Consider the following 23,415-nt stretch of genomic DNA (forward strand, 5'->3'; position numbering starts at 1 on the left):
CATGGCAGTAGAGTGGGACCTGTTGATCACCAACGTGCACCTGGCCACCATGGTGGGCGAGGGCTATGGCGAGATCCGCGATGCGGCGATCGCGGTCGATAACGGCCGAATCGCCTGGATCGGGCGGCGCGAGGATGCCGCCGCGGCGGGCAGCGCGGAGCTGGAGCACGATGCCGGCGGCTGCTGGCTGACGCCGGGCCTGATCGATTGCCACACCCATATCGTCCACGCCGGCAACCGCAGCGACGAGTTCGAGGCGCGCCTGAACGGCGCCACCTATGAGGACATTGCGCGCGCCGGCGGCGGCATCATGTCGACAGTGCGCGCGACCCGCGCCGCGACGGATGAGGAACTGCTGCGCCAGTCGCTGCCGCGCATTGCGGCGCTGCTGGCGGAAGGCGTGACTACGCTGGAAATCAAATCCGGCTACGGCCTGTCGCTGGAGTCCGAGGCCAAGATGCTGCGCGTGGCGCGCCGCGTGGGGGAGGTGATGCCGGTGTCGGTGGCCACCACCTTCCTCGGCGCGCACGCCCTGCCGCCCGAGTTCAAGGACCGCGCAGACGACTATGTGGATGCGGTGATCGCCATGATCCCCGCACTGGCGCGCGAGGGGCTGGCCGACGCGGTGGATGCCTTCTGCGAGCGGATCGGCTTTACCGCCGCGCAGACGGAGCGCATCTTCGCCGCTGCGCGCGAGCATGGCTTGCCGGTCAAGCTGCATGCCGAGCAGCTGTCCGACCAGGGCGGCGCGGCCCTGGTGGCGCGCTACCAGGGCCTGTCGGCCGACCACCTGGAGCATCTGACGGCCGAGGGCATTGCTGCCATGGCCGGCGCCGGCACCGTGGCTGTGCTGCTGCCGGGCGCCTATTACTTCCTGCGCGATACCACGCCGCCGCCGGTGGCCGCGTTGCGCGCGGCGGGTGTGCCGATGGCGGTTGCCACCGACAACAATCCCGGCACTTCGCCGATGACATCCCTGCTGCTGGCCATGAACATGGTGTGCACGCTGTGGCGCCTGACGCCGCTCGAAGCGCTGGCCGGCTGCACCGTGCATGCCGCGCGCGCGCTGGGGTTGCAGGGCGAAGTGGGGACCCTGGAAGTGGGCAAGCGCGCCGACTTCGCGCTGTGGCAGATTGCGCGGCCGGCGGACCTGTCGTATGCCTTCGGCTTCAACCCGTGCGTCGCCGTGGTGAATCGCGGCGTGTGGCGCGATCCGATCGTCGGCATCGCCGCGATCCCGGGCGCAGGCGCCTGATTTGCTGCGCCGCGCCGCCATCGCCGTCCTGGCCCTGGCGGCGGCAATGTTCCTTTTCGCCGCGCCTGCCGCGACTGCCGCGGACGACGTGCTGCGCGTCGGCTCCAAGCGCTTCACCGAATCCTACATCCTGGGCGAGCTGCTGGCGCAAAGCGCCGCGCCGCATGCCCGCGTCGAGCATAAGCAAGGCCTGGGCAACACCGCGATCGTGCTGGCCGCCCTGAAGTCCGGCAGCATCGACGTTTATCCCGAATACACCGGCACCATCAGCCTGGAAATCCTGAAGCACGCTGCGCCTGCAACGCTGGAGCAGATGCGGCGCGAGCTGGCGGCGCAGGGGCTGGGCATTGCCGTGCCGCTCGGCTTCAACAATACCTACGCCCTCGCCGTGCGCGGCGCGGCAGGCGGCCCGCAGCGCCTGGGGGAGCTGGCCGCCCAGCGCGGCCTGCGCTACGGCTTGTCGCATGAGTTCATCGGCCGCGCCGACGGCTGGCCGGGTTTGGCGCAGCGCTACGGCATCCGCAGCACACCGCACGGCCTCGATCACGGCATCGCCTACGAAGCCCTGGCGCAGAAGCAGGTGGACGTGATCGATATTTACTCCACCGACGCCAAGATCAGCCAATACGGCTTGCGCGTGCTGGAAGACGATCAAGGCTACTTCCCGCGCTATGACGCCGTGCTGCTCTATCGGCTGGACGTGGCGCAGCGCTTTCCCGCCGCCTGGCAAGCCATCCGCCTGCTGGAGGGGCGCATCGGCGCCGCCGACATGATCGCCATGAACGCCGCCGCCGAATTGCGCGGCCAATCGTTCACCGCCATCGCGCGCGACTGGCTCACGCGCCAGCGCGCCGCCACGGCCAGCGCCAGCGCGCCACTTGCCGTCGTGGCGCCATCCGCAATTGCCTCTGTGCCTCCCGCCATCGCTGCCGCACCCGGCGCGGCTGCGTCATCCGCTGCCACGACGGAGAGGCCCGGCCTGTTCCAACGCATTTTTGCCGACGATTTCTGGCCGCTGACCCGACAGCACATCCTCCTGGTTGTGATGTCGGTGGCGCTGGCCAGCCTGATCGCCATCCCGCTCGGCATCCTGGCCGCCCAGCGCCCGGCCTGGCGCGAACCGGTGATGGCCGCCGCCGGCCTCCTGCAAACCATCCCCTCGCTCGCCCTGCTGGCGATGATGATCCCCCTGCTGGGCAACATCGGCACTATCCCCGCCCTGTGCGCACTCTTCGTGTATGCCCTGCTGCCGATCGTACGCAACACCTGCACCGGGTTAAGCGGCATCCCGCCCGGCCAAAAGCAGGCTGCCCAAGCGCTCGGCCTGCGCCCTGCCCAAAGGCTGCGCTACATTGAACTGCCGCTGGCCGCCCCCGTCATCCTGGCCGGCATCAAGACCGCCGCCGTGATGAGCGTCGGCACCGCCACCATCGCCGCCTTCATCGGCGCTGGCGGCTACGGCGAACGCATCACCACCGGCCTGGCCCTGAACGACAACACCCTGATGCTGGCCGGCGCGCTGCCGGCAGCCGTCCTCGCCCTGCTCACGCAAGGGCTGTTCGAATGGATGGAAAGGGGATTCAAAGCATCTGTAGCCGCGCGCGCACCTGCTCGGCTTCGCGCGTAAGAAGCTGCTCCGCCAGCGCATCATTCGCCCGCTGCACCGCCAGCACGTGCAGCTCCCGCATGTAGCGGCCCAGCAGAAAATGCAGGTAAGCGCGATGGACGGCTTTCAACATGGTCAGTCTCCGGCGAAGTAGCGGGACCATCCATTCTGCTAATTTCCCAGCAGAACTTCTTGCGCTACATCAAATGTAAGCAGATATAGCCAGCCGGTAAAAATTTGTAAGTGACAAGGCAGGGCAGGGCAACGCGGACTATATTGAAACCGTCGATTCATCTCCCCTCCCCAACTGACACCTGGGTTTCTAGTCCCTCGCCCGACCACACACGAGCCGCGAGGGATTTTTTTTGCCCAAGCGGGAACCATTCCTCCACCACCCAGCAGGAAGCTATGGCAAAGAACCGGAAAACCTACGGGAGTTCCGTGCCAGGACTCATCGCCGTCGCAGTCAGGCTCTTTATGCTCTAAGCTGCCGCCAGCGCCTGCAGCGCCGGGCCGGTCACGCGGCACACGCGCCAATCCGGCAGCACGTCCGCCCCCATCTGCTCATAGAACTTGATGGCGTTCACATTCCAGTCCAGCACCGACCACTCAAAGCGCCCGCACTGGCGCTCCACAGCAATCTTCGCCAGCGCCGCCAGCATCTGCTTGCCGTAGCCAGCGCCACGACGATCCTGCTTCACATACAAGTCCTCCAGGTACAGGCCCTTCTTGCACAGGAAGGTGGAGAAGTTATGGAAGAACAGGGCATAGCTCACCACTTCGCCCGCGTCTTCGCCCACGATGCCTTCCACGCCCGGCTTGGCGCCGAACAGTTCCTCATGCAGCATGGCCTCATCAGCCACCACCAGGTGTTCCAGTTTCTCGAAAACAGCCAGCTCGCGGATCATGGCCATGATGGCCGCCACGTCACCAGGACGGGCAGGGCGGATAATCAAATTGCTCATACAGCTTTCTTCAAAAGTTCAGGTTCAATAACAGCCGGACGGGCCGGCGCGGACGGCGCCTTGAGCGCCCAGGCCACGCTGGCCAGACACATCACCATGCCCGCCACCTCCATCCAGCCCGGACGGAAGTTCTCCAGCTGGATGCTGATCAGTACCGACAGCACAGGCGTCACGACGCCGATATACACAGCCTTCTGCGTGCCAATGCGGTCAATCAGCGTGAAATAGCAGGCGAACGCGATCACCGAGCCAAACAGCGACAGGTAGATCAAGCCACCCCAATACGACAGCGTCGTCGGCACAGCAAAGGAATCGCCGCGCACCAGCGCAAACAGCGTCACCAGCACGGTTCCCCACAGCATGCCCCAGGCCATGCTGAGCAGCACATTCGATTCATGCTGGCGCACCTTGACCACCAGGGTATTCCCAACCGTGCTCGCGATGGTGGCGCCCAGGGCCAGGACGATGCCGAGGATGAAATGCCCCTGGCCGCCAGCCAGCACATCGCGCAGCGATTCGGCGATGGCGTGGTAGAACAGCAGTACCACGCCGCCCACGGCCACACTGCCAGCGGCCCAGGTGCGCCAGGTGAGCGGCGTGCCAAAGACGAAGCGGCTCAGGATCGGGTTCCAGAACACCATCAGTGCGAACAGCACCGCCACCAGGGCCGACACGACATATTGCTCAGCAAAATAGGTGCCGATATAGCTCAGCCCAAAGCTGCAGCAACCTTGCAGGATGGTCCAGCGCTGTGCCGCCCACGACAGGCGCAGCTTGTCGCCGCGCAGCAGGCACCAGGCAAACAGCACGCTGGACGCCATGGCAAAACGATAAACGATGGAGATGGTCGGGGCGACCTGGCCCAGCTGCAGGGTGATGGCCCAGAAAGTGGAGCCCCAGATCACGCAGGCGGCTACGAAGAGAATGGAGGAAGGCATCCCGCCAGTATAAGTGTTTCTTGCCTGCAGCGCAGGACGCCCCCAGGTCGCTCAGTAAGCCAGTTTCAGGCGCCGGTACAGCACGCCCAGCACGAATAATGGTCCGATCAGCAGGAAGCGCAAGTCATCGAAGAACGATGGCTTCTTGCCCTCGATTTTGTGGCCGATGAACTGGCCGATCCAGGCCAGCACAAAGATCACAATGCTCAGCGGCAGCACCGCGCCGGGCGGCAGGGCGCGCAGCACCAGCAGCATGAAGGTCGCCATCAGCAGCATGCCCAGCGCAAAATTGCGCGATAACTTAAAGTAGTACACCATGGATGCCGCGCTGCCGGCCACTGCCAGCAAGGGATGGATGGCCCAGATCAGGCCCAGCAGGCTGAATACGATCAGCGGTACGCAAACGCAATGGATTGCTTCGTTGGTGGGATCGAGATGGCTTTCGCTGTACTTGGCCAGCAAGGTATCGATGGCACGTGCCTCAGGCATGGTATTGGTCTCCGGTGTGTGATTATTTGTATAGCACTACCGTTCGATTCTACACGCGAAGCGGCTGGACGCACATTTGCATAAATGCTAATCTTGCCGGGCGCTTTGCACCCCGTTCCGGCCGGTAGCCGAAGGAGATAAGACATGTTCAAGAAGCTGGCCGCAGAGGCCCTGGGTATCAGCGATATCGGCGTTATCGTGTCGCCTAACGACTACGACAAGGTCGATGCCGACGATTACCTGTTCTCGGAAGACGGCGAGCAGATCTTCTTCCTGATCAAGAGCAAGAAGGACGAGTACTGCTTTACCAACCTGGCCATCGTGCACGTGGATGGCGACTCGGCCGTCTCGTCCAAGCGCTCCATCAAGCGCTACGACTACAGCTCGACCGAGATCTCGCACGTCAGCATCGAAACCGCCGGCACCCTCGACATGGACGTTGAGCTCAAGTTCAGCGCGGGCGACACCGTCTTCAGCATCGACGTCAAGAAGTCCCACATCGAACAACTGAAAGACATCTACAAGGCCCTGATCTCGATCGGCAAGCAGCAGCATAAAGACGCCGTCGGCCGCGAGAACGCCCTGCGTGCACTGGACGCCACCGCCTCCATGTATAAGCTGAACGGCGTGCAGCCAGGCAGCAGCGTTGCCGGCCAGTTCAGCGAGTTGCTGGCTGCGGTGAATACCGCCATCCTGGATACGCACACCAAGCGCGATTTCAGCGATGTCTTCACCAAGTACATCCACAACTGAGAACACCATGCAAGAGTATGTGCGCGTCAAGACAGTGCAGCTGCTGTCGGACGATTGGTATGTCCTGAAAAAGACGACCTTCGACCTGCGCCGGCGCGACGGCCGCTGGCAAACCATGACGCGCGAAACGTACGACCGTGGCAACGGCGCGGTTGCTTTGCTGTACAACCGCGCCCGCCGCACGGTGCTGCTGACGCGCCAGTTCCGCTTTCCGGCCTATGTCAACCAGCACGACGGCTACCTGATCGAGGCGCCAGCCGGCATGCTGGATGATGCGCATCCCGAGGAGCGCATGCACGCCGAGCTGGAAGAGGAAACCGGCCACAAGGTCGCCAGGCTGCACCAGGTGTTCGACGTCTTCATGAGCCCCGGTTCCGTCACCGAGCGGCTGCATTTCTTCGTCGGCGAGTACGATGCCGATTCGCAGGTCGGCAGCGGCGGTGGGCTGGAGCATGAGGGTGAAGATATCGAAGTGATCGAACTCGATGCCGACCAGGCCCTGGCCATGACCGCCAGCGGCGAGATCATGGACGGCAAGACCATCATGCTGCTGCAGTACCTGCACCTGCACTTGCTGCCGCCGCGCAGCATGATGATCCTGATCGCCGGCCCGTACCGTTCCGGCAGCGGCGACGACCCGGCCCGCATGGCGGCCAACGTGGCTGCGATGGAGGCGTATGTGCTGCCCTTGTATGAGCGCGGCCACACGCCGGTGCTGGGCGAGTGGCTGGCGCTGCCTGTGCTGCGCGCCGCCGGGTCGCAAACAGTGGGCGATGCCGTGTACGAGAAAATCTTCCATCCGCATTGCGAGCGCCTGCTGGCGCATTGCCACGCTGTGCTGCGTGTGGGCGGCGCCTCGGCCGGCGCCGATGCCATGGTGGCGCTGGCGCAGCAGCGCGGCCTGCTGGTCTACCGCAGCCTGGATGAAATCCCCGTCGTAACACCATGACCTTGAAGCGCTGTTTCGATCCGGTGGTCGATGACCGTACCCGTCTGCTGGTGCTGGGCAGCCTGCCGGGCGATAAGTCGCTGGCGGTTCAGGAGTATTACGGCAACCGCCAGAACAAATTCTGGGAGCTGGTGGGGGAGGTGATCGGTGCCGACTTGCGCGCCATGTCTTACTCCGCGCGCCTGGCAACCTTGCGCGCGCACGGCATCGGCTTGTGGGATGTGGTGGCGGAGGCGCACCGCAAGGGCAGCCTGGATAGCCAGATCAGGGAGCGTAACGACAATGATCTGCTCGGCCTGCTGGCGCGCCATCCCGGTATCACGGCGATTGCGTTCAATGGCGGGACGGCGGGCCGCCTCGGGCTTAAAGTGCTGGGGGATGCGGCGCTTAACTATCGGATCGTGGCGCTGCCATCGAGTAGCCCGGCACATACGATGCGCTATGCGGACAAAGCCGCGCAGTGGCAGGCGTTGCGCCTGATGTTGGCCGGGGCGGGCGGTGGAATTTCCAATGAGGGGCTTGATGCAGATGAGTGATGGGGGCAATGCGGGTATGGCTGCGCCGGAAAACATGGCTGCGGTGTTGGCTGCGTATGAATGGCGCCGTAACACGGTCGGCCAATCGGGCGGGGCGGTTTATCGTCTTCACGGCAAGGCCGGTGCGCCAGACTTGTTTTTGAAGTCTGGCAAAGGTTTAGTTGCGGATGACATCACTGATGAAATGGCCCGGCTATGCTGGCTAAGCGCTTACCTGCCGGTGCCGGCGCTCGTGCAGTTCACGCGCACCGCAGACGAGGCATGGTTGCTGATGACAGCAATGCCGGGAGAAACTGCTTACCAGATCCTGGCGCATTCGCCCGAACAGCGCAGCGCTGTAGTGGCCGCGATTGCACGGTTCCTGCGCCGGATTCACGCAATCCCAACCAGTGCATGTCCATTTACCAGCAATCATGAGTATCGCCTGGCGCGTGCGCAGGAGCGCCTCAATGCAGGGCTGGTCGATGAAGAGGATTTTGATGACGAGCGGCAGGGTTGGTCGGCAGTGCAGGTATGGGATGCTTTGCAGGCCTTGCTGCCATTAGCGTCCGATCCAGTCGTGACGCACGGCGACTATTCCCTCGATAATATCCTGATCAAAGATGGCGAGGTGGTCGCTTGTATTGATGTGGGAAGGGTTGGCATCGCAGACCGCTACCAGGATATCGCCATTGCCTGGAATTCGCTGGGAGAGTTTGGCGCCTCATTGCAGGAAGAGTTCTTGCAGCAGTATGACGTTCCCAGTTTCGACCGGGAAAAGCTGGACTTCCATTTGATGCTGGACGAATTTTTCTGAGATGGCGTTATGCTGAAATACGTATTCTGTGCGCTTCCGCTTCTATTGTGCGGCACCGCAACGGCACAGATGCCGGTAGATGTCCCGATTGAAACAGCGGGACCGATGGGGCCATTGAAGGGCATGCTGCTGGAGCCAGCGTCTGGCTCCAGGCAAGTTGCCCTCATCATTCCCGGTTCCGGGCCGACTGATCGCGACGGTAACAGTCGGCTCGGGGTCCAGGCATCAACCTATAAACTGCTTGCTCGTGATCTGGCGGCGCAGGGCGTCGCGACCGTGCGGATCGACAAGCGCGGAATGTTCTCCAGTGCGGCCGCCGTGCCGGATGCCAATGCCGTCACCATTGCGGATTATGTCGCTGACGTGCACTCTTGGGTCGGAACGGTCCGTCAACGGACCGGCGCGGCCTGCGTTTGGCTTATCGGTCATAGTGAAGGCGGCTTGGTGGCGATGGCTGCTGCGGAGGCCGGGCCAGGGGTTTGCGGTCTGGTCCTGGTCTCGGCCGCTGGCCGGCCGATGGGAGCGGTGCTTCGCGACCAGATCAAAGCCAATCCTGCCAATGCGCCACTGATGGAGCAAGCCATGTCGGCCATATCATCGCTGGAACAGGGCCGCCGGGTTGATGCGGCCAGCTTGCATCCGGCCTTGCAAGGCTTGTTCGCGCCCCCGGTGCAAGGATTCCTGATCAGCGCCTTCTCTTATGACCCGGCGCGCTTGCTGGCGCGATATCCGAAGCCGGTGATGATTCTCCACGGACAGCGCGATATCCAGGTTGGCGAGCGTGATGCGTATGCGCTCAAGCAAGCCGCTCCCAAAGCGAAGCTTGTGTTGTTGAGCAATGTGAACCACGTACTGAAAGTGGTGGCATCCGACGATGTGCGTGCGAATCTGGCTGCCTATTCCGACCCGGCCCTGCCCCTCGCGCCGGGCGTCGGCAGCGCGATCGCGGAGTTCCTGATGAATGAGGAATAGGGTACGTTCCTATTTCATTAGGACAAATGTTTCCAGAAAAATGGGGTACGTCCCCATTTTTTTTTGATTGCTCACTTTCAAAAATTCCGCTATATTGAACGCAAGTTCTGTATAACGAAATTCGTACAACGAGTTTTGCTTAGCAGTTTAGCATCAAGAGTCGGGTAATCCGACGCCAACCTGCCTACCCGGGCAAGGTGGAAGCCTTTACGGCGATGCGGCCTATTAACGGCAACGAAGCGGGCGCGACATGGTTTGCTCCGAATCGGGCCAAGCTCTCAGGAGAGACCATGACAATCCAAGCGTCCCACATCCCTTCCCAAGACCTTAGCGCCTGGCGCGACCAGTTCCGCCTTACGCATACTTTCCATATCGTGCTCGGTTCGAATGAGCTGACTACGGGTCACCTGGAATCGACCCTGAAAAGCGCCAATGCACATGTCGACAAGTGGGTCATCTCGCGTCGCGGCGGTTGCTACGAGCACTGTATTACCGTCGACGGTATCGGCGACGACTCGGCGCGCGAACTGCGCAAGGAGTTTGCCAGCCTGGATGGCAAGATCAAGGTGCACGTCGAGCATATGGTGCATTTCGGCGCTGAGGCGGCGCACCGCTAAGCTGTCCGCTAAAGGGCTTCGGTGGATGGGCAGGATCAAGTTGGGTTCAGATCGGCGTCGGGGCGGAAGCGGGGAGCTGGGGGCGCGCATCCTGAAGGTTAACCATGCTGGAGAAAACGGGGCAGTCAATATCTATGCTGGACAGATCCTCCTGGCTCGGTTGACGGCGCCGTCGCTGGTGGCTGAACTGTGCGAGTTCAAAGCGCATGAGGAGCGGCATCGGGCGGTGTTCTGGGCCGAGCTGCGACGGCGGCAGCGGCCTCGCTGCCGGAGCTATTGGCTTTGCGGCTTGGGCGGTTTTGTACTGGGTGTGGCGACTGGCGCGCTTGGGCGACAGGCCATCGCGGCGACGACTGTGGCGGTGGAGCGCGTTGTGCTGCGCCATCTGGAGCATCAGCTTATGATGTTGGGTGGGCGGGATAAGGAAGCCTGCGAGGCTATCGCGTCGATCGTGACGGAGGAGCGGCAGCACCATGACCGTTCTGCGTGCCACATTGCGGGGCATGGGCTTTGGTCGAAGGTGCTCTCGCCGCTCGTCGCCGCATCGACGGAGGCGGTGATCTGGGTTGGAATGCGGGTATAGGAGACATAAGAATGCCAGTTGTTCGCGCTTCGCAAAGATATGTTGAAACAACAAAGACGTCGCAGCCTTCTGTTCTGAACCGGGAGGAGTGGATCAGCGAGCCGGGTGGACTGACGCAGTTCGGAGCTTTCATCCATGTCCTGGCGCCCGGCACGCGTTCAAGCATCAAGCATTGGCATGGTTCGGAGGATGAACTGGCTTATGTGCTGGAAGGGGAGCTGACCGTTATCGAGGGCGAGGAGGAGTACCTGCTCGGTCCTGGCGATGCGGCGGCGTTTCCGAAGGGGAGTCCGCTTGGGCACTATCTGTGGAATAAGGGCGCCTTGCCGGTGAAGTGCATGATCGTCGGCACGCGCGCGGAAAAGGACCTGATCACCTATCCTGACCACGACCGGCTTCTGCATCGCGATCGTTCGCAGCCGGATGATGTCTGGACCGATGCCGCCGGCAATCCGGCGGGGAGTCCTTATAAGGAATGGTGGCCTTGAGTGGCTATGCGTGCGCCCGGCCGGAGTGCTTCCAGCTGGTGTAGAGCGTGCGCAGGCAGTTGAGCCATATCACGTTGCAGATGAAGACCGCCAGTACCACGTAGCTGACGCGCTCGACTGACCACCCGTGCAGCGCGGCTGCCATGAGCAGGGCGGGCTGGCCGATGATATTGGCGAAAGCGAGTACGGACAGTGAAAACAGCCAGGCGTCTTTGCGCAACGCCGCCCCACGCTCGTCATCTTCGATGGAGGGTTTGCCCAGGGGCCCATGGGTGTACACCGCCGCAGCTGCCGCACTAAAGGCGCCAACAGTGCCGAACAGCCAGTAGGAAACGGGCAGCATCAGCGTCGCAGCGACCACGCCGGCGGCGGCTGCCATCAACAGCAGCGGCAACCAGCGCATGGGCAGGTGCTGGCGTTGGCCGTCGTCGCCGTGATTCATGTCGTGCTTCACGCGGGCTGGCATGTTGGTCCAGGCAACCAGGACATCCAATCTTTCCAGCATCGATTTGCGCGTGGCGCTCACTCTTCCTCCGTCGCTTGTGGGCAATTTTGCAATTTTATTTTAATTGCACGATAATCGTCATAAAAATATCAACTCGCGAATCCTTTTGGTGTTTTGCCACCTCTTAGGAGGTGCAATCAACCTACTTAGGAGACGTGATGGACGATATGAAATATGCGAAGGACCTGATCGAACTGGCGCCGCTGGAGGCGAAGGCCTTCCTCAACCTGAAAGCGACGGCGGAGCGGGAGGATGGGGCGATTCCGGCCAAGTACCGCGAGCTGGTATCGATCGGGGTGGCGCTGACAACGCAGTGCGGCTATTGCATTGATGTGCATACCAAGAACGCGCTGGAGGCGGGCGCTTCGCGGCAGGAGATTGCGGAGGTGGTGTTTATTGCGGCGGCCCTGCGGGCCGGGGCTGCGGTGGGGCATGGCCTGCAGGCCATGAAAAAGGCCAGCGAAAGCTGGCCTGGGAGCGCTTAACGGTAGAAGGCTTCTACCTTGCCTTTCAGCTTGATCAGCATCGGCTGGCCGCGGCGGTCTTTGGCCGTCGCGTGCTGGACTTTGATCCAGCCTTCGCTGATGCAGTATTCCTCAACGTCAAAGCGCTCTTTGTCGTTGAATTTAATGCCAATGTCGTGCTCGAACACGGCGGCCACGTGGTGCGGGCTGCGTGGGTCGATCGACAGATGGTCCGGGAGGTCAGGGCGGGTAGTATCGTTCATGGGGCAGGATTATACCGGAAGCCGGCTTGCCTTTGATGCCGAATGGCCAGTACGAGTATCGTATCCTGGAGCGAATCATATGCATAAAGAGCAATATAGCCGGTGCGCCCTTGAGAGATAACCAGTTCACGCAAATGGTGTTCCACCGGGCGTCCGACCAGAGGGTGCCGAGCCAGCATGGTAATTGCATCTTCGATCAAGTCCAGTGCCTGCAGTGCCGCTTGCTCAGATTCCAGCATCAGGAAATTGGCAATGCGTTCCAGGTTCGAAAGTGCAGCTGCCGAGTATTTTATTTGCGCCATGGCTTAGCGGGCGGACGCTGGGTATCTTTTTCCTGGAGGCGCTTGCGCAGGTATGCGTGAACATCACCGGCATCGTAGCCGGTGCCCGTTTCGAGCATTTCGGCGCGCGCAGCCAACGCTTCTGCAACAAACTGAGCGCGAATTTCCGTTTGCTCAGTCGCTTGCCTGATCGCTTCAACCATGAAGGCGTGAGTACTCAGGCCAAGTTCTTGTGCGGCAGAGGCGGCCCGCTCCTTCAGCTCTTCCGATAGTTTGATCGATGTAGTGGACATGGTGACTCCTGAATACCTGGTAGCACCATGGTAACACCAACTTACACCGGCCAGGCGCGGTCGATGATGGCGGGGAGGGCGGCGCCGCTGGGCAGGGTGCCGTAGATGCGGCCGTGGGCGTGGTCGAAGCGGCTGCTGATGAAGGCGTCGGCCACGGCCGCCGGGGCGCGCTCGCGCAGCAGGCGGGCCTGGATCAGGGTGGCCAGCAGCTGGGCGTGGCGGCGCGCCTGGGTTTCCTGCAGCACGGGATCGGCGCCGGGCGCCAGCAGGGCGTCGAGGGCGTCCACATGCGGGCGCAGCACGGCGTCGCCGGCGCAGCCTTGGCGCAGGTCGTCGCGCAGGGCCAGCATGGCTTCCGGTTCGCGCGCGATGGCGCGCAGCAGGTCGAGCGCCATGACGTTGCCGGAGCCTTCCCAGATCGAGAGCACCGGCGTTTCGCGGTACAGGCGGCCCATCGGGCCTTCGTCCATGTAGCCGTTGCCGCCGAAGACTTCCATCGCTTCGGCCGACAGTTCGATCGAGCGTTTGGTGGTCCACAGCTTGCCGGCCGGGGTGACGATGCGCTGGTAGGCGCGTTCCAGCGGGCTGTCGTCGCGCTCGAAGGCTGCGGCCATGCGCAGCATGAGCTGGGTGGCGGCTTCGCTTTCGAGCGCCATGTCGGCCAGTACGTTCTGCATCAGGGGCTGCTCGACCAGGCGTTTGCCGAAGGCGTGGCGCTGGCGCGCGTGGTGGATGGCTTGCGTCACGCATTGGCGCATCAGGCTGGCCGCGCCCATCACGCAGTTCAGGCGCGTGATATTGGCCATTTCGATGATGGTGGGGATGCCGCGTCCTTCCTTGCCGATCATGCGGCCCCAGGCGCCGTGGAATTCCACTTCGCTGCTGGCGTTGGAGCGGTTGCCGATCTTCTCTTTCAGGCGCTGGATCTGCACGGCGTTCTTGCTGCCGTCGGGCCGGTAGCGCGGCACGAAGAAGCAGGACAGGCCGCCTGCGGTGCGCGCCAGCACCAGGTGGGCGTCGCACATGGGGGCGGAGAAGAACCATTTGTGGCCGGTCAGCTGGTAGCCGCCTGCCACTGGTTCGGCGCGCGTGGTGTTGGTGCGCAGGTCGGAGCCGCCCTGCTTTTCGGTCATGCCCATGCCGACCAGGATCGAGTCTTTTTGCTCGAGCGGGATGTCGCGCGGATCGTAGCGGCGCGAGAACAGCTTGGGCGCGAGGGCGTCGAACAGTTCGGGTTCCTGGCGCAGCACGGGAACGCAGGCCAGCGTCATCGAGTGCGGGCACTGGCTGCCGGATTCGACCTGGTGGTGCATGGAGAAGGCGGCGGCGTAGGCGGTCCAGGCGCAGGGACGGTGGTCGGAGTAGGGCTGGGTGATCATGCCGTGCTCGCGCGCCATGCGCATCATGCCGTGCCAGGATGGGTGGAATTCGACGCGGTCGATGCGGCGGCCCTGGCGGTCGAAGGTGTGCAGTTCGGGTTTGTGATGGTTGGCTTCTTCGGCCATGCGGATGGTGGCTTCGCTGCCCAGCAGGGCGCCGTAGGCTTGCAGCTCTGCTTCGTGCATGCCGGCGCCGGCGCGGCGCACGCCTTCCTGCAGGGCGAGGTCGGTGGTGTAGAGGTTGTAGCCGGTCAGTTCGCGGGTCAGGTTGTCCATCTTGCCTCCTTGATTATTGTGCAAGAAAGTGTAATGCTCGGCGCTTTCCCTGGTGTTCGGATTTTGACCATGCAGGCATCACTTCCCGCCGCGCCGAAGCGGCGAAAACCGACGCAGTCGCGCGCGCGTGCCACAGCGCGGGCTATTGAGCAGGCTTTTGTGCAGCTGCTGGTGGAGAAGGGCTATGCGCAGGTGACGATCCGCCAGGTGCTGGCGCTGGCCGGCGTGGGCACGGGCAGCTTTTATGAATACTTCGCCAGCAAGGAGGCGCTGGCGGCGCTTTGCATCCGCCAGCGGGTGCGGGCGATTGCGGATGCGCTGCAGGCGGCCGTGCAGGCCTGCGCCGGGCTGCCATTGCCGGAGCGGGTGGATGCGTTGCTGGCGGCGCAGTTGCAGGCGCCGCTGGCGGAACCCGAACAGTGGGCGGCGCTGTTCCACCTGGAGCGGCAGGTTTCGCAGCCGAAGGCGTTCCGCGAGCTGTACCGGGAATTCGTGGCGTTGTGGGAGCGCGGGCTGGATGGCGCGGACTGGCCTTCCGGCGTGGCGCTGGGGGATGCGGCGTTCGCGGCGCATTCGATTGCGTACAGCCTGGTCTCGCAGACTTTGATGGCGCGCTGCGAGCGGCCGGAGGCGGCGGCCTTGCGGGCGCTGGTGCGGCAGGCTGTGCATGGGTATTTGTCGGTGGTGGCGCCGCGCGCTTATCGCGGGTGCCTGAGCTTTTAAGGAGTCGGGGATGGCGAGCAGGAGGCAGGTGTTGGCATGGTCGGCGGGCGCGTTCGCGGCTGGCGTGGCGGGTGTCGCCGGTGTCGCGCAGGCGGCGGGCAAGGCGCAGGTCGAGGCGCAGGTCGCGGCAACGGCGGCTGCGCCGCTGGTGATCGGCGAGACGTTCACGATGGCGTCGAAGGTGCTGGGCGAGACGCGCCGCATCAATGTGTATGCGGCGCGCGCCTGGGACGTGAAGCCGGATGCGCCGCTGCCGGTGCTGTTCATGCTTGACGGCGGCGTGGCGGAGGACTTCGTGCACACGGCAGGCTTGCTGCAGGTGTCGGTGGCCAACCTGACCATGCGTTCGTTCATGCTGGTGGGGATCGAGAACACGGTGCGCCGGCGCGACATGACGGCGCCGACCGAGAATGCGGAGGACAAGAAGATTGCCCCGGTGGTGGGCGGTTCTGCGGCCTTCCGCCAGTTCATCCGCGAGGAGCTGATGCCGCTGGTGAAAGCGCGCTACAACACCACCGGCGAAACGGCGCTGATCGGCGAATCGCTGGCCGGCATGTTCGTGCTGGAGACCTTCCTGCACGCGCCGGAGATGTTCGATACCTTCATCGCCATCGATCCCACGCTGTGGTGGAACAACCGCCACCTGCTGAAAACGGCGGGCGGCCTGCTGGGCGCGCGCAAGCGGCTGGACAAGACGCTGTTCGTGGCCACCAGCGGCGAGAAGGGCCAGCCGGAGCTGGCGCGACAGCTGGAAGGCGCGTTGTCGGGCGTGAAGGTGGAGGGCTTGCGCTGGCACTTGGCGCCGATGCTGGACGAGAGCCATATGACCATCGGCCACCCGGGCGCCATGCGCGCTTTCCGCACGGTGTTCAAGCCGTCCGCATGAACTGCGCTTGCAGGAAGCTGGCGATCTTCTGCTGCGTGGTGGGCAGGTAGGGAATGTTCAGGTGGTCGGAGTCGGGGATGATCTCGTCGTGGTGCAGGCAGGCCAGCTTGCTCACCAGCGCATTGGTGTGCGAATGCGGCACGATATCGTCGCTGGCGGCGCGCAGCACGTAGGTGGGGGCGGCCAGCTGGGTGGCGTGCTTGACCGATTCGAAGCGGTGCTGCAGCAGCATGGAGACCGGCAGCCCAGGGAAGCGGCGCTGCGCCAGCGCCAGGATCGAGTCGTAGGGCGTGATCAGCACCGTCGCCTGCACCCGGCGCTGCATGGCCACCTGCACCGCCACGCCGGAGCCCAGGCTGCGGCCGACCACGGCCACGCGGGTCGGGTCGACCTTGTGGTGCTTGCACATCCAGTCCACCTGCATGCAGGCGTCGGCCACCAGCAGGTTCTCGCCCGGTTCGCCGTGCGATTCGCCATAGCCGCGGTAGTTCAGGGCCAGCACCGCCATGCCGGGGAACAGGTTGCCGGCGTCGCGCACCAGCCAGGACACTTCTTCCGAGCGGCCGCCGAAGTACACCACGGCGGGACGCACGCCCGGCTCGCGCGGCGTCATCAGCCAGCCCGCCAGGCGCGTGCCGTCGCCGCCGCGCAGCACGATGGCGCGCGTGCGGTGGCCGCTGCTGCGCGGTTTTTCAACCTCGCGCTTGATGGTGGGATTGAACAGCAACTTGCGTTGGCCGGCCATCAGCAGGGCCGTCAGTCCGGCCCATGCGAAGCCAATAGCACCCGCAGCGGCTGCCATTTTGCGTGAATTGCTCATGTGTTCTAGTATGCTCCCAATGCTGAGCAAACTGCGTTAAGCAACGCACCAATGTCCGATTGCGGCAACACACTTATAAGGATAACCATGCCCACCATTGATCCGCGTGTCGATGCATACATCGCCAACTCCGCCGAGTTCGCGCAGCCAGTGCTGGCGTACTTGCGCGCGGTGATCCACGCCGCTTGCCCGGAGGTGAAGGAAACCATCAAGTGGAGCATGCCGAACTTCGAATACCATGGCTTGCTATGCAACTTTGCCAGCTTCAAGCAGCATTGCGCGTTCGGCTTCTGGAAGGGCGAACTGCTGCTGGCGGCGCAGGATGACAAGGGCAAGGAGGCGATGGGCCAGTTCGGCCGCATTACATCGGTGAAGGACTTGCCATCGAAGAAAGTGCTGACGGCCTATATCAGGAAGGCCATGCAGCTGAATGAGGAAGGCGTGAAGGTCGCGCGGCCCAAGGCGGCGCCGCGCGAGCTGCTGGTGCCGGACTATTTCATCGCGGCGCTGGAAGGCAACCCGGCCGCGTATGAGGTCTTCTACGGCTTTTCAACCAGCGCCAAGCGCGATTACTGCGACTGGCTGACCGAGGCCAAGACCGAGGCCACGCGCAACAAGCGCATGGCCCAGGCGCTGGAGTGGATCGCCGAGGGCAAGAAGCGGCACTGGAAGTACGAGAGCTGCTAAGCGCCCGCGGCGGACTCCTTACGGCATCACCATCAGCTGCAGGCCGGAGGCGCTGCCCGGCGCGCGGTAGACGCGCTGGGTGGCTTTGACGAAATCTTCCGGCTTGGCCTTGGGGATGCTGGTGAAGGTCTGCGGGTTCAGGTCCACCAGCGGGAACCAGCTGCTCTGCACATGCACCATGATGCGGTGGCCGCGGCGGAAGGTGTGCTGCACATCGCCCAGCTGGTAGCTGATCGGCTCCACTTTGCCGGGCACGAAGGGCTCGGGCTTTTCAAAGCTGTTGCGGAACTTGCCGCGCAGCGGGTTGCCGCGCACCAGCTGCTGGTAGCCGCCCATCTGCACCGCAGGCGGCGCCACGTCGCGCGACGGGGCTTCCTCCTTGTCCTGCGGGTAGTCGGCCGGGTAGACGTCGATCAGCTTGACCACGAAGTCGCTGTCGGTGCCGGTGGTGGAGACGAACAGTTTCGGCGTCACCGGGCCGGCGATGGTCACGTCTTCTTCCAGCACCTCGCTCTGGTACACCAGCACATCCGGGCGGCTGGAGGCGAAGCGCTGGTCCGACACCATGTATTCGCGCGGCACGCCGGTGGCCGGGTAGCCGATGAAGGGCACCGGCTTGCGCGGGTCGCTCACGTATTCATCGAAGGCGTTGGCTTGCGCCGGCTGCTGCCAGGTCAGGGTGCCGTTCGGGCCCAGGTACAGCATTTTCGCCTTGGCTGGCGCTGGCGGCCAGGCGCTGTACTGGCGCCACACATTGGTGCCGGTCTCGAAGGTGTTGACGGCGGCAATCGGCTGCGCCGGTTTCACGCCTTTCAGCTGCTCTTCGAAGAAGGGGAACAGCAGCTTCTTGTTGAAATGCTCGCTGGTCTTGCTGTCGAACTTCACGTGGCCCAGGCGCTTGCCGTCGCCGCCGGCCCAGCCGCCATGCACCCATGGCCCGACCACCAGGCCATTGAAGATGCCGGGATTGTGCTTGCCGATGGCGCGGTAGGTGGCGAAGGGGCCGGCCGGGTCTTCCGCGTCGAACCAGCCGCCCACCGTCAGCACGGCGGGTTTCACGTTCTTCAGGTGCGGCGCCAGGTTGCGCGACTTCCAGAATTCGTCGTAGGTGTCGTGCTCGATGGTCGGCTTGAGGTAGGCCTGCTGCTTCGGTTCCAGGCCGCCCAGGATGTTCGACAGCGTCAGGCGCTGCAGGAAGTAGTCGTAGCCGCTGGTGGTGCCGTAGTCGAAATCGCTCCAGGTCTTGGGCAGCGGGGTCGGGTTCTTTTCTTCGGTGAAGGCGGCGTAGAAGTCGAAGTTGGCCGCCAGCATGAAGGCGCCGCCGTGGTAGGAGTCGTCGCCCATGTACAGGTCGGTGATCGGCGCCTGCGGCGAGGCGGCCTTGATCGCCGGGTGCGAATCGATGATGCTGGCCGAGGTGTAGAAGCCGGGGTAGCTGATGCCGTAGATGCCGACCTTGCCGTTATGGTTGGCCACGTGCTTGAGCAGCCATTCGACGGTGTCGTGCATGTCGCGGCTCTCGTTGCCTTCGCCCGCTGCCAGGTCCTTCCGGGCGTGCGGCGTCATCTCCTGCCATTTGCCTTCCGACATATAGCGGCCGCGCACGTCCTGCCGCACGAAGATGTAGCCGGCCTCGCTGAAGTCGGCCGAGGGGCCGAGGCGGCGCGGGTAGAAGTCCACCCCGTAGCGCAGCTGGCCGTCGACGTTGACGCCGGCGCTGTAGGGCGTGCGTTCGACCAGGAAGGGGTAGGTCTTGCTGCTGTCCTTCGGCACGTAGACCGAGGTGAACAGGCGCACGCCGTCGCGCATCGGGATGCGGAATTCGTACTTGGTGTAGGCGGAGCGCAGGTCCTGCTTGTCGTCAGGCGCCGCGTGGGCGGCGCCTGCAAAGGCCAGTGCGAGGGAAAGGGTGAGGGGAGCGAGTTTAGCCAGCATGGTCCTTGGTCTGGTTATTTAGAAGCCTTGTCGAAGACGGGCCCGCGATTCGTACAGGCGCAGGTTGGCCAGCTTGCCGGCGTAGATCGCGGTTTCACTGCGCGTGGTGCTGTTGTTCAGGGCCAGCGACATATGCTTGTCGGCCTCCTTCAGGTTGCCCAGGGCGAAAGCGGCCTTGGCCAGCCAGAAGTGGAACTCGTGGTAGTAGGGCGCGCGCTGCACTTCGCGCACGAACATGGCGCGCGCCTTCTTGTAGTCGCCGTCGTTCATGGCCTGCTGGCCCAGGTTGAAGAAGTAGAACGGCGGGTACGGTTCCAGGCGCGCCAGTTCGGCCTTGAGCTGGGCCGACTCGTCGTTCTTGCCCTGGGCGGCCGTCACTTCCGACAGGTTGAACAGGACCACGGTATTGCGCGCGTCGTGGCTGCGCGCAAAGCGCAGTGCCTTCTCGGCGCGCTCCAGGTCGCCGCGCCGCTGGTAGACGGTGGCCAGCGTGTTGTAGCCCATCAGGAAGGTGTTGTCATGCTCGATGGCGGCGCGCGCCCACCAGTAGGCTTCGTCCAGCTTGCCCTGCACCATGGATTCCGCGGCGCGGTTGTTCATGAACAGGGCGACGATGGTCTGTTCGGGAATGACTTCGGTCGGCATCTTCTCGGCGTCCGGCGGCGGCAGGAAGTCGATGGTGATGAACTGGTTCATGTCGAAGGCGTTCTGCGCCTGGGTGGTGGTGCGGCCCAGCACCAGGTTGACGTGGCCGCTGCTGAAATAGAGCGAGCCGGCGCGGCTCCAGGTGTCTTCGCTGGTGATGCGCTGGAACTGCACGTCCAGCCCCAGCTCGCGCGCGAAGGCGGCGGTCATGATGACCAGCGACAGGCAGTTGCCGGAGCGCGCTTCGAAGGCCTGGGCGGCGGTGCGCGTCATCTCCGAGTCGTATTCCAGGCGCAGCTGGTCGCGCTGGTAGAGGGCGTCGAACAGCGCTTCATGCAGCTTGGCCGAGGGGCGGCGGGTGCGCCGGATCTTGTCGGCGTAGCTTTTCATCTCCGGCGTGAGCGCTATGATCTGCTCCGCCGTGGCGATGGTGTCCGGCTTGTGGAATGCGCTGTCGTTGAACAGCGTGCGGTCGGCTGCAATGACCGGCGCCTTGGGCGCGCTCGCGCAGCCGGCCAGCAATGCAGCAAAAATCAACGTTGACAGTAGTTTCATGGCGGCGTCTCCTCCCCCTATATGAAACTAGTATGTGCGCGTCTCAGGGGGCTGTCAATTCAACCGTAATGTCCTCGATGCCGAGGGTGGCGAGGGCATCGCGCAGGTCTTCGATCTGCGCTTCCACGTCGTCGCCGACGTCGAGGCGGCGGTCAGCGTGCGCCAGTTCGCCGGCGCTGCCGAGCAGCTGCACGCCAAGCGCGGCGTCATCCTCGGCCTCCACCAGCGTGATGACGGCGCGGCCGCCGCCATGGCTGTCCAGCGCGGCGCCGAAATCGGCCATCATGGCCAGCAGCCAGTGCTCCGCGCGGCCCTGCTGCAGGGCTCCGTAGAACAGGTCCTGGTAGAGGAAGTTCAGGCGCAGGGCCGGTGCCTGGGCGGCGCCAGCCAGGCAGCGCTGCACCAGCGGTGCGGCCGACACGGTCCAGTCCTGGTAGCGCTGCATGCGCGCCTCGAACCAGGCGTCCTGCTTCTTGCCGGGCGGCGGCACGGCGTAGAACGGGTCGTCGGCGCGCTTCAGGGCAAAGCCGAGCAGGAAGCGCAGTTCGACCGCTTCATCGTCGGCGCCGAAGTGGGACGGCTGCCAGCCGCCGATACTGCGCAAGAGGGCGGGCGCGTCGGCCACCTTCTTGTCCATCAGAGCCGCTGCCGCTTCATGCACCATGGCGTTCAGCTGGCTGGGGCGGATGGCGTCCATCTCGGCCAGGTCGTAGGCGTGCTGCACCAGCACCACCTTGGCGTGCGGGCCTTCCAGGCCGGCGCTGGTGAAGCTGGCCAGCAGGGCGGCGTAGGCTTCCTCGTCCTGGAAGCCGTCCGCTTCGCGCAGGCCGCCCTGGCTGTGCACGAAGACGGGGATGGCGAAGGCATTGATTTCCAGTTCCGGGCCGTCGCCCTTGCGCAGCAGGACGGTGCCGGCGTCCTCCTCCACCGCCTCCTTCAGCAGGCGGTAGGCGTCCACATCCTCGCCGCGCGCCAGTTCCAGCGCGCCCAGCAGCACGGCATCCTTGCCGTGGCGCAGGTGGCGCCGCACGGCATGGCGCAGGTCGGGCTCCTGCGCCAGCGCGAGGCTGCACAGTTCCTGGCTCAGGGTCTCGTCTTTGTCGGCGGTGGGAGTGGGGCGGGGGGCTGGGCGCTTGTTCTTTTGCATTCGGCTCAGGGGAAATCAGGGTTCAGTGTTCAATGTGGAAGGTTTCGTGCAGCTCGTCCAGCAGGTCGGCGGTTTCATCCTCGTTCATGCCGAGGTGGCGGCAGGCCGCGGCGCCGCCTTTTTCCCACTCGAGCGAGGCGCTGTTGCCGTGGTAGCGCTGGATCGCGCGCTCGGCCAGCACGGCGGCCGAGACCAGCGAACGGATCGCGTCGTCGGTGGCGTCGTCGCTCAGCACTTCATAGTCGTGGTGGTGCAGGATGGCCCACGACACGTCGGGCGACAGGCCCCAGTTGCGCGCCAGCAGGCAGCCGATCGCGGCATGGTTGGTGGTGTGGCGCGCGTCTTCGATTTCCGTGAATTTGCGGCTGGCGTCCGCATTGCACAGGGCCAGGGTCTGGTCGTAGTCGGCAAAGCGCTCCATCAGGATCGGCAGGCCGATGTCGCAGAACAGGCCGAAGGTGTGGGCGATGTCGGGCGGCGCCAGGCGCAGCTTGCGCGAAATGAAGACCAGGGCCTGGGCGCGGCAGGACGACACTTCCCAGAACTGGTTGAGGGCAGCGTTGCCGCCGCCCACCGCTTCGCGCACCAGGATGCCGGTCAGCATGGCGGCGCACTGGTTGATGCCGAGGAAGTTGATGGCCTGCTCGACCGACTTGGCCTTGCGCGCGGCGCCGTAGAACGGCGAGTTGGCCAGCTTGAGCAGGGCGCCCGACATGCCGACGTCGTTGCCGATAATGCGCGCGATGGCGCGCGGCGACGGGTCTTCCTGCGCCAGTTCGCGCTGCAGGTCGACCAGCAGGCTGGGACGCGGGGGGATGCGGATGGAGCGCAACAGCGCGTCTTCTGCGGTCGTATTGTCTGCCGGGAGCCGGGCTGCTGCTGTTGTCATTTTGCTTCGTGGGTTGATCTGCTGAGGCGGGCTCCGCCATTATCGCCTGTTTTTCGGGGCTTTGCCCGGGGCACGGGTGAGTTTTTTTTCATGCCGAAATGGCAGCATTGCTACAATCGGTAGCATGTCTTCCCACATCCTGGCCGGAATCGATTTCAGCGCCCCCTCGCCGCAGGTGGCGCGGCGCCTGATCGGCGTGACCTTGCTCGTCAATGGCGTGGGCGGCCGCATTGTCGAGGTGGAGGCGTACGACCGCGAAGACCCGGCCTCGCATAGCTTTTCCGGCAAGACGGCGCGCAACTTTGCCATGTTTGGCGCGCCGGCCCACGCCTATGTCTACCTGTCGCACGGCATCCACTGGTGCCTGAACTTCGTCTGCCGCGAGGAGGGGCACGGGGCCGGGGTGCTGATCCGCGCGCTGGAGCCGCTGGTGGGCCTGGAGCAGATGGCGGCGCGGCGCGGGCTGGCCGAGCCGCGCCTGCTGTGTTCCGGGCCGGGCCGGCTGGCGCAGGCGCTCGGCGTGACGCGCGAGTACAACGCCCTGGCGCTGGGCGCGGCGCCGTTTGAACTGCTGCCGCGCAAGGGGCGGGTGGCGCTGGCGGTCGGGCCGCGCATCGGCATTTCCAAGGCGGTCGAGGTGCCGTGGCGCTTTGGCCTGGCCGGTTCGCCTTACCTCAGCCGTCCGTTCCGCTAGCGCCGCCGCGCGCCGCGCCGCGCCCG

At 64.3% G+C, this 23,415-nt stretch carries 28 protein-coding genes, 1 pseudogene and 1 riboswitch; of the genes and pseudogenes, 15 read left to right on the top strand and 14 right to left on the bottom strand.

Annotation, left to right across the window (positions count from 1 at the left end):
- The first annotated feature begins 1 nt into the window (after position 1).
- A complete protein-coding gene (gene hutI, locus ACE3TQ_RS02640; RefSeq protein WP_374580371.1) occupies positions 2-1,255 on the top strand; it encodes an imidazolonepropionase in 1,254 nt (417 codons plus the stop codon).
- Positions 1,256-1,301: 46 nt separating this feature from the next.
- Entirely contained in the window at positions 1,302-2,882 is a 1,581-nt protein-coding gene (locus ACE3TQ_RS02645; protein ID WP_374580400.1) for a glycine betaine ABC transporter substrate-binding protein, read from the top strand.
- On the opposite strand, the gene ACE3TQ_RS02650 is transcribed toward ACE3TQ_RS02645, so the two are convergent.
- From ACE3TQ_RS02650 to ACE3TQ_RS02665, 4 genes are all read right to left on the bottom strand, one after another.
- Positions 2,836-2,994: a hypothetical protein gene (locus ACE3TQ_RS02650; RefSeq protein ID WP_374580372.1), complete on the bottom strand. Its 159-nt coding sequence runs from the start codon at positions 2,992-2,994 to the stop codon at positions 2,836-2,838. The two genes, ACE3TQ_RS02645 and ACE3TQ_RS02650, sit on opposite strands and share 47 nt — an antisense overlap.
- 349 nt (positions 2,995-3,343) lie before the next feature.
- Entirely contained in the window at positions 3,344-3,826 is a 483-nt protein-coding gene (locus tag ACE3TQ_RS02655; protein ID WP_374580373.1) for an N-acetyltransferase family protein, read from the bottom strand.
- A complete protein-coding gene (locus tag ACE3TQ_RS02660; RefSeq protein WP_374580374.1) occupies positions 3,823-4,764 on the bottom strand; it encodes a DMT family transporter in 942 nt (313 codons plus the stop codon). The genes ACE3TQ_RS02655 and ACE3TQ_RS02660 overlap by 4 nt, the downstream gene beginning before the upstream one ends.
- Positions 4,765-4,815: 51 nt before the next feature.
- Entirely contained in the window at positions 4,816-5,253 is a 438-nt protein-coding gene (locus ACE3TQ_RS02665; RefSeq protein ID WP_374580375.1) for a DUF962 domain-containing protein, read from the bottom strand.
- A gap of 144 nt (positions 5,254-5,397) precedes the next feature.
- Between ACE3TQ_RS02665 and ACE3TQ_RS02670 the strand changes: the two genes are divergently transcribed.
- The 8 genes and pseudogenes from ACE3TQ_RS02670 to ACE3TQ_RS02705 all read left to right on the top strand — a co-directional run bounded on the left by ACE3TQ_RS02670 (position 5,398) and on the right by ACE3TQ_RS02705 (position 10,947).
- On the top strand, positions 5,398-6,006 hold the full coding sequence (locus ACE3TQ_RS02670) for a PH domain-containing protein (RefSeq protein ID WP_374580376.1): 609 nt from the start codon (positions 5,398-5,400) through the stop codon (positions 6,004-6,006).
- 7 nt (positions 6,007-6,013) lie between these two features.
- Positions 6,014-6,580: pseudogene (locus ACE3TQ_RS02675) on the top strand (NUDIX domain-containing protein); the annotation flags it as partial.
- A gap of 371 nt (positions 6,581-6,951) precedes the next feature.
- The gene (locus ACE3TQ_RS02680) at positions 6,952-7,491 is read left to right on the top strand and encodes a DNA-deoxyinosine glycosylase (protein WP_374580377.1); all 540 of its coding nucleotides are present in this window, start codon (positions 6,952-6,954) and stop codon (positions 7,489-7,491) included.
- On the top strand, positions 7,478-8,287 hold the full coding sequence (locus ACE3TQ_RS02685) for an APH(3')-I family aminoglycoside O-phosphotransferase (RefSeq protein WP_374580378.1): 810 nt from the start codon (positions 7,478-7,480) through the stop codon (positions 8,285-8,287). The genes ACE3TQ_RS02680 and ACE3TQ_RS02685 overlap by 14 nt, the downstream gene beginning before the upstream one ends.
- A 9-nt stretch (positions 8,288-8,296) precedes the next feature.
- Positions 8,297-9,259 carry an alpha/beta hydrolase gene (locus ACE3TQ_RS02690; RefSeq protein ID WP_374580379.1) on the top strand — a complete coding sequence of 321 codons (963 nt, stop codon included), beginning with the start codon at positions 8,297-8,299 and terminating at the stop codon, positions 9,257-9,259.
- 145 nt (positions 9,260-9,404) lie between these two features.
- Positions 9,405-9,508: riboswitch (SAM-I-IV-variant riboswitch) on the top strand.
- 41 nt (positions 9,509-9,549) lie between these two features.
- Positions 9,550-9,876 (top strand): hypothetical protein, encoded by a 327-nt coding sequence (locus ACE3TQ_RS02695; protein ID WP_374580381.1) that lies wholly within the window; start codon positions 9,550-9,552, stop codon positions 9,874-9,876.
- 25 nt (positions 9,877-9,901) lie between these two features.
- Positions 9,902-10,459, top strand: a complete 558-nt coding sequence (locus tag ACE3TQ_RS02700) for a demethoxyubiquinone hydroxylase family protein (RefSeq protein WP_374580382.1) — start codon at positions 9,902-9,904, stop codon at positions 10,457-10,459.
- A gap of 11 nt (positions 10,460-10,470) precedes the next feature.
- Positions 10,471-10,947, top strand: coding sequence for a cupin domain-containing protein (locus tag ACE3TQ_RS02705; RefSeq protein ID WP_374580383.1), 477 nt, complete (start codon positions 10,471-10,473; stop codon positions 10,945-10,947).
- 4 nt (positions 10,948-10,951) lie between these two features.
- On the opposite strand, the gene ACE3TQ_RS02710 is transcribed toward ACE3TQ_RS02705, so the two are convergent.
- Positions 10,952-11,452: a hypothetical protein gene (locus tag ACE3TQ_RS02710; protein ID WP_374580384.1), complete on the bottom strand. Its 501-nt coding sequence runs from the start codon at positions 11,450-11,452 to the stop codon at positions 10,952-10,954.
- A gap of 158 nt (positions 11,453-11,610) precedes the next feature.
- Between ACE3TQ_RS02710 and ACE3TQ_RS02715 the strand changes: the two genes are divergently transcribed.
- A complete protein-coding gene (locus tag ACE3TQ_RS02715) occupies positions 11,611-11,937 on the top strand; it encodes a carboxymuconolactone decarboxylase family protein (protein WP_374580385.1) in 327 nt (108 codons plus the stop codon).
- Here the strand turns inward: ACE3TQ_RS02715 and ACE3TQ_RS02720 are convergent.
- From ACE3TQ_RS02720 to ACE3TQ_RS02735, 4 genes are read right to left on the bottom strand one after another with little or no spacing between them, the layout of a single operon-like run.
- Positions 11,934-12,179, bottom strand: a complete 246-nt coding sequence (locus tag ACE3TQ_RS02720) for a DUF3297 family protein (protein ID WP_374580386.1) — start codon at positions 12,177-12,179, stop codon at positions 11,934-11,936. The two genes, ACE3TQ_RS02715 and ACE3TQ_RS02720, sit on opposite strands and share 4 nt — an antisense overlap.
- Entirely contained in the window at positions 12,176-12,481 is a 306-nt protein-coding gene (locus ACE3TQ_RS02725) for a type II toxin-antitoxin system RelE/ParE family toxin (protein ID WP_374580387.1), read from the bottom strand. Before ACE3TQ_RS02725 ends, ACE3TQ_RS02720 begins: the two co-directional genes overlap by 4 nt.
- The gene (locus ACE3TQ_RS02730; protein ID WP_374580389.1) at positions 12,469-12,753 is read right to left on the bottom strand and encodes a CopG family ribbon-helix-helix protein; all 285 of its coding nucleotides are present in this window, start codon (positions 12,751-12,753) and stop codon (positions 12,469-12,471) included. The genes ACE3TQ_RS02725 and ACE3TQ_RS02730 overlap by 13 nt, the downstream gene beginning before the upstream one ends.
- 41 nt (positions 12,754-12,794) lie before the next feature.
- A complete protein-coding gene (locus ACE3TQ_RS02735) occupies positions 12,795-14,408 on the bottom strand; it encodes an acyl-CoA dehydrogenase family protein (RefSeq protein WP_374580390.1) in 1,614 nt (537 codons plus the stop codon).
- 69 nt (positions 14,409-14,477) lie between these two features.
- Between ACE3TQ_RS02735 and ACE3TQ_RS02740 the strand changes: the two genes are divergently transcribed.
- On the top strand, positions 14,478-15,131 hold the full coding sequence (locus ACE3TQ_RS02740; RefSeq protein ID WP_374580391.1) for a TetR/AcrR family transcriptional regulator: 654 nt from the start codon (positions 14,478-14,480) through the stop codon (positions 15,129-15,131).
- Positions 15,132-15,141: 10 nt separating this feature from the next.
- Positions 15,142-16,017: an alpha/beta hydrolase gene (locus ACE3TQ_RS02745; protein WP_374580392.1), complete on the top strand. Its 876-nt coding sequence runs from the start codon at positions 15,142-15,144 to the stop codon at positions 16,015-16,017.
- Here ACE3TQ_RS02745 and ACE3TQ_RS02750 read toward each other — a convergent pair.
- On the bottom strand, positions 16,001-16,837 hold the full coding sequence (locus ACE3TQ_RS02750) for an alpha/beta hydrolase (RefSeq protein WP_374580393.1): 837 nt from the start codon (positions 16,835-16,837) through the stop codon (positions 16,001-16,003). The two genes, ACE3TQ_RS02745 and ACE3TQ_RS02750, sit on opposite strands and share 17 nt — an antisense overlap.
- Before the next feature lie 87 nt (positions 16,838-16,924).
- Here ACE3TQ_RS02750 and ACE3TQ_RS02755 point away from each other — a divergent pair, with 87 nt between their 5' ends.
- Entirely contained in the window at positions 16,925-17,524 is a 600-nt protein-coding gene (locus ACE3TQ_RS02755) for a YdeI family protein (RefSeq protein ID WP_374580394.1), read from the top strand.
- A gap of 18 nt (positions 17,525-17,542) precedes the next feature.
- Here ACE3TQ_RS02755 and ACE3TQ_RS02760 read toward each other — a convergent pair whose 3' ends face one another.
- Genes ACE3TQ_RS02760 through ACE3TQ_RS02775 form a run of 4 tightly spaced genes read right to left on the bottom strand, consistent with a single transcriptional unit; the run spans position 17,543 to position 22,695 of the window.
- Positions 17,543-19,459, bottom strand: a complete 1,917-nt coding sequence (locus ACE3TQ_RS02760) for a CocE/NonD family hydrolase (RefSeq protein ID WP_374580395.1) — start codon at positions 19,457-19,459, stop codon at positions 17,543-17,545.
- 18 nt (positions 19,460-19,477) lie between these two features.
- Positions 19,478-20,659 (bottom strand): tetratricopeptide repeat protein, encoded by a 1,182-nt coding sequence (locus ACE3TQ_RS02765; protein ID WP_374580396.1) that lies wholly within the window; start codon positions 20,657-20,659, stop codon positions 19,478-19,480.
- 43 nt (positions 20,660-20,702) lie between these two features.
- Entirely contained in the window at positions 20,703-21,806 is a 1,104-nt protein-coding gene (locus ACE3TQ_RS02770) for a hypothetical protein (RefSeq protein ID WP_374580397.1), read from the bottom strand.
- A gap of 22 nt (positions 21,807-21,828) precedes the next feature.
- On the bottom strand, positions 21,829-22,695 hold the full coding sequence (locus ACE3TQ_RS02775; RefSeq protein WP_374580398.1) for an HDOD domain-containing protein: 867 nt from the start codon (positions 22,693-22,695) through the stop codon (positions 21,829-21,831).
- 124 nt (positions 22,696-22,819) lie between these two features.
- On the opposite strand from ACE3TQ_RS02775, the gene ACE3TQ_RS02780 reads away from it, so the two are divergent.
- Positions 22,820-23,389: a DNA-3-methyladenine glycosylase gene (locus tag ACE3TQ_RS02780; protein ID WP_374580399.1), complete on the top strand. Its 570-nt coding sequence runs from the start codon at positions 22,820-22,822 to the stop codon at positions 23,387-23,389.
- Positions 23,390-23,415: the final 26 nt, after the last annotated feature.

Origin of the sequence: Pseudoduganella sp. (assembly GCF_041914865.1) — a bacterium.
Taxonomy (GTDB): domain Bacteria; phylum Pseudomonadota; class Gammaproteobacteria; order Burkholderiales; family Burkholderiaceae_D; genus Rugamonas.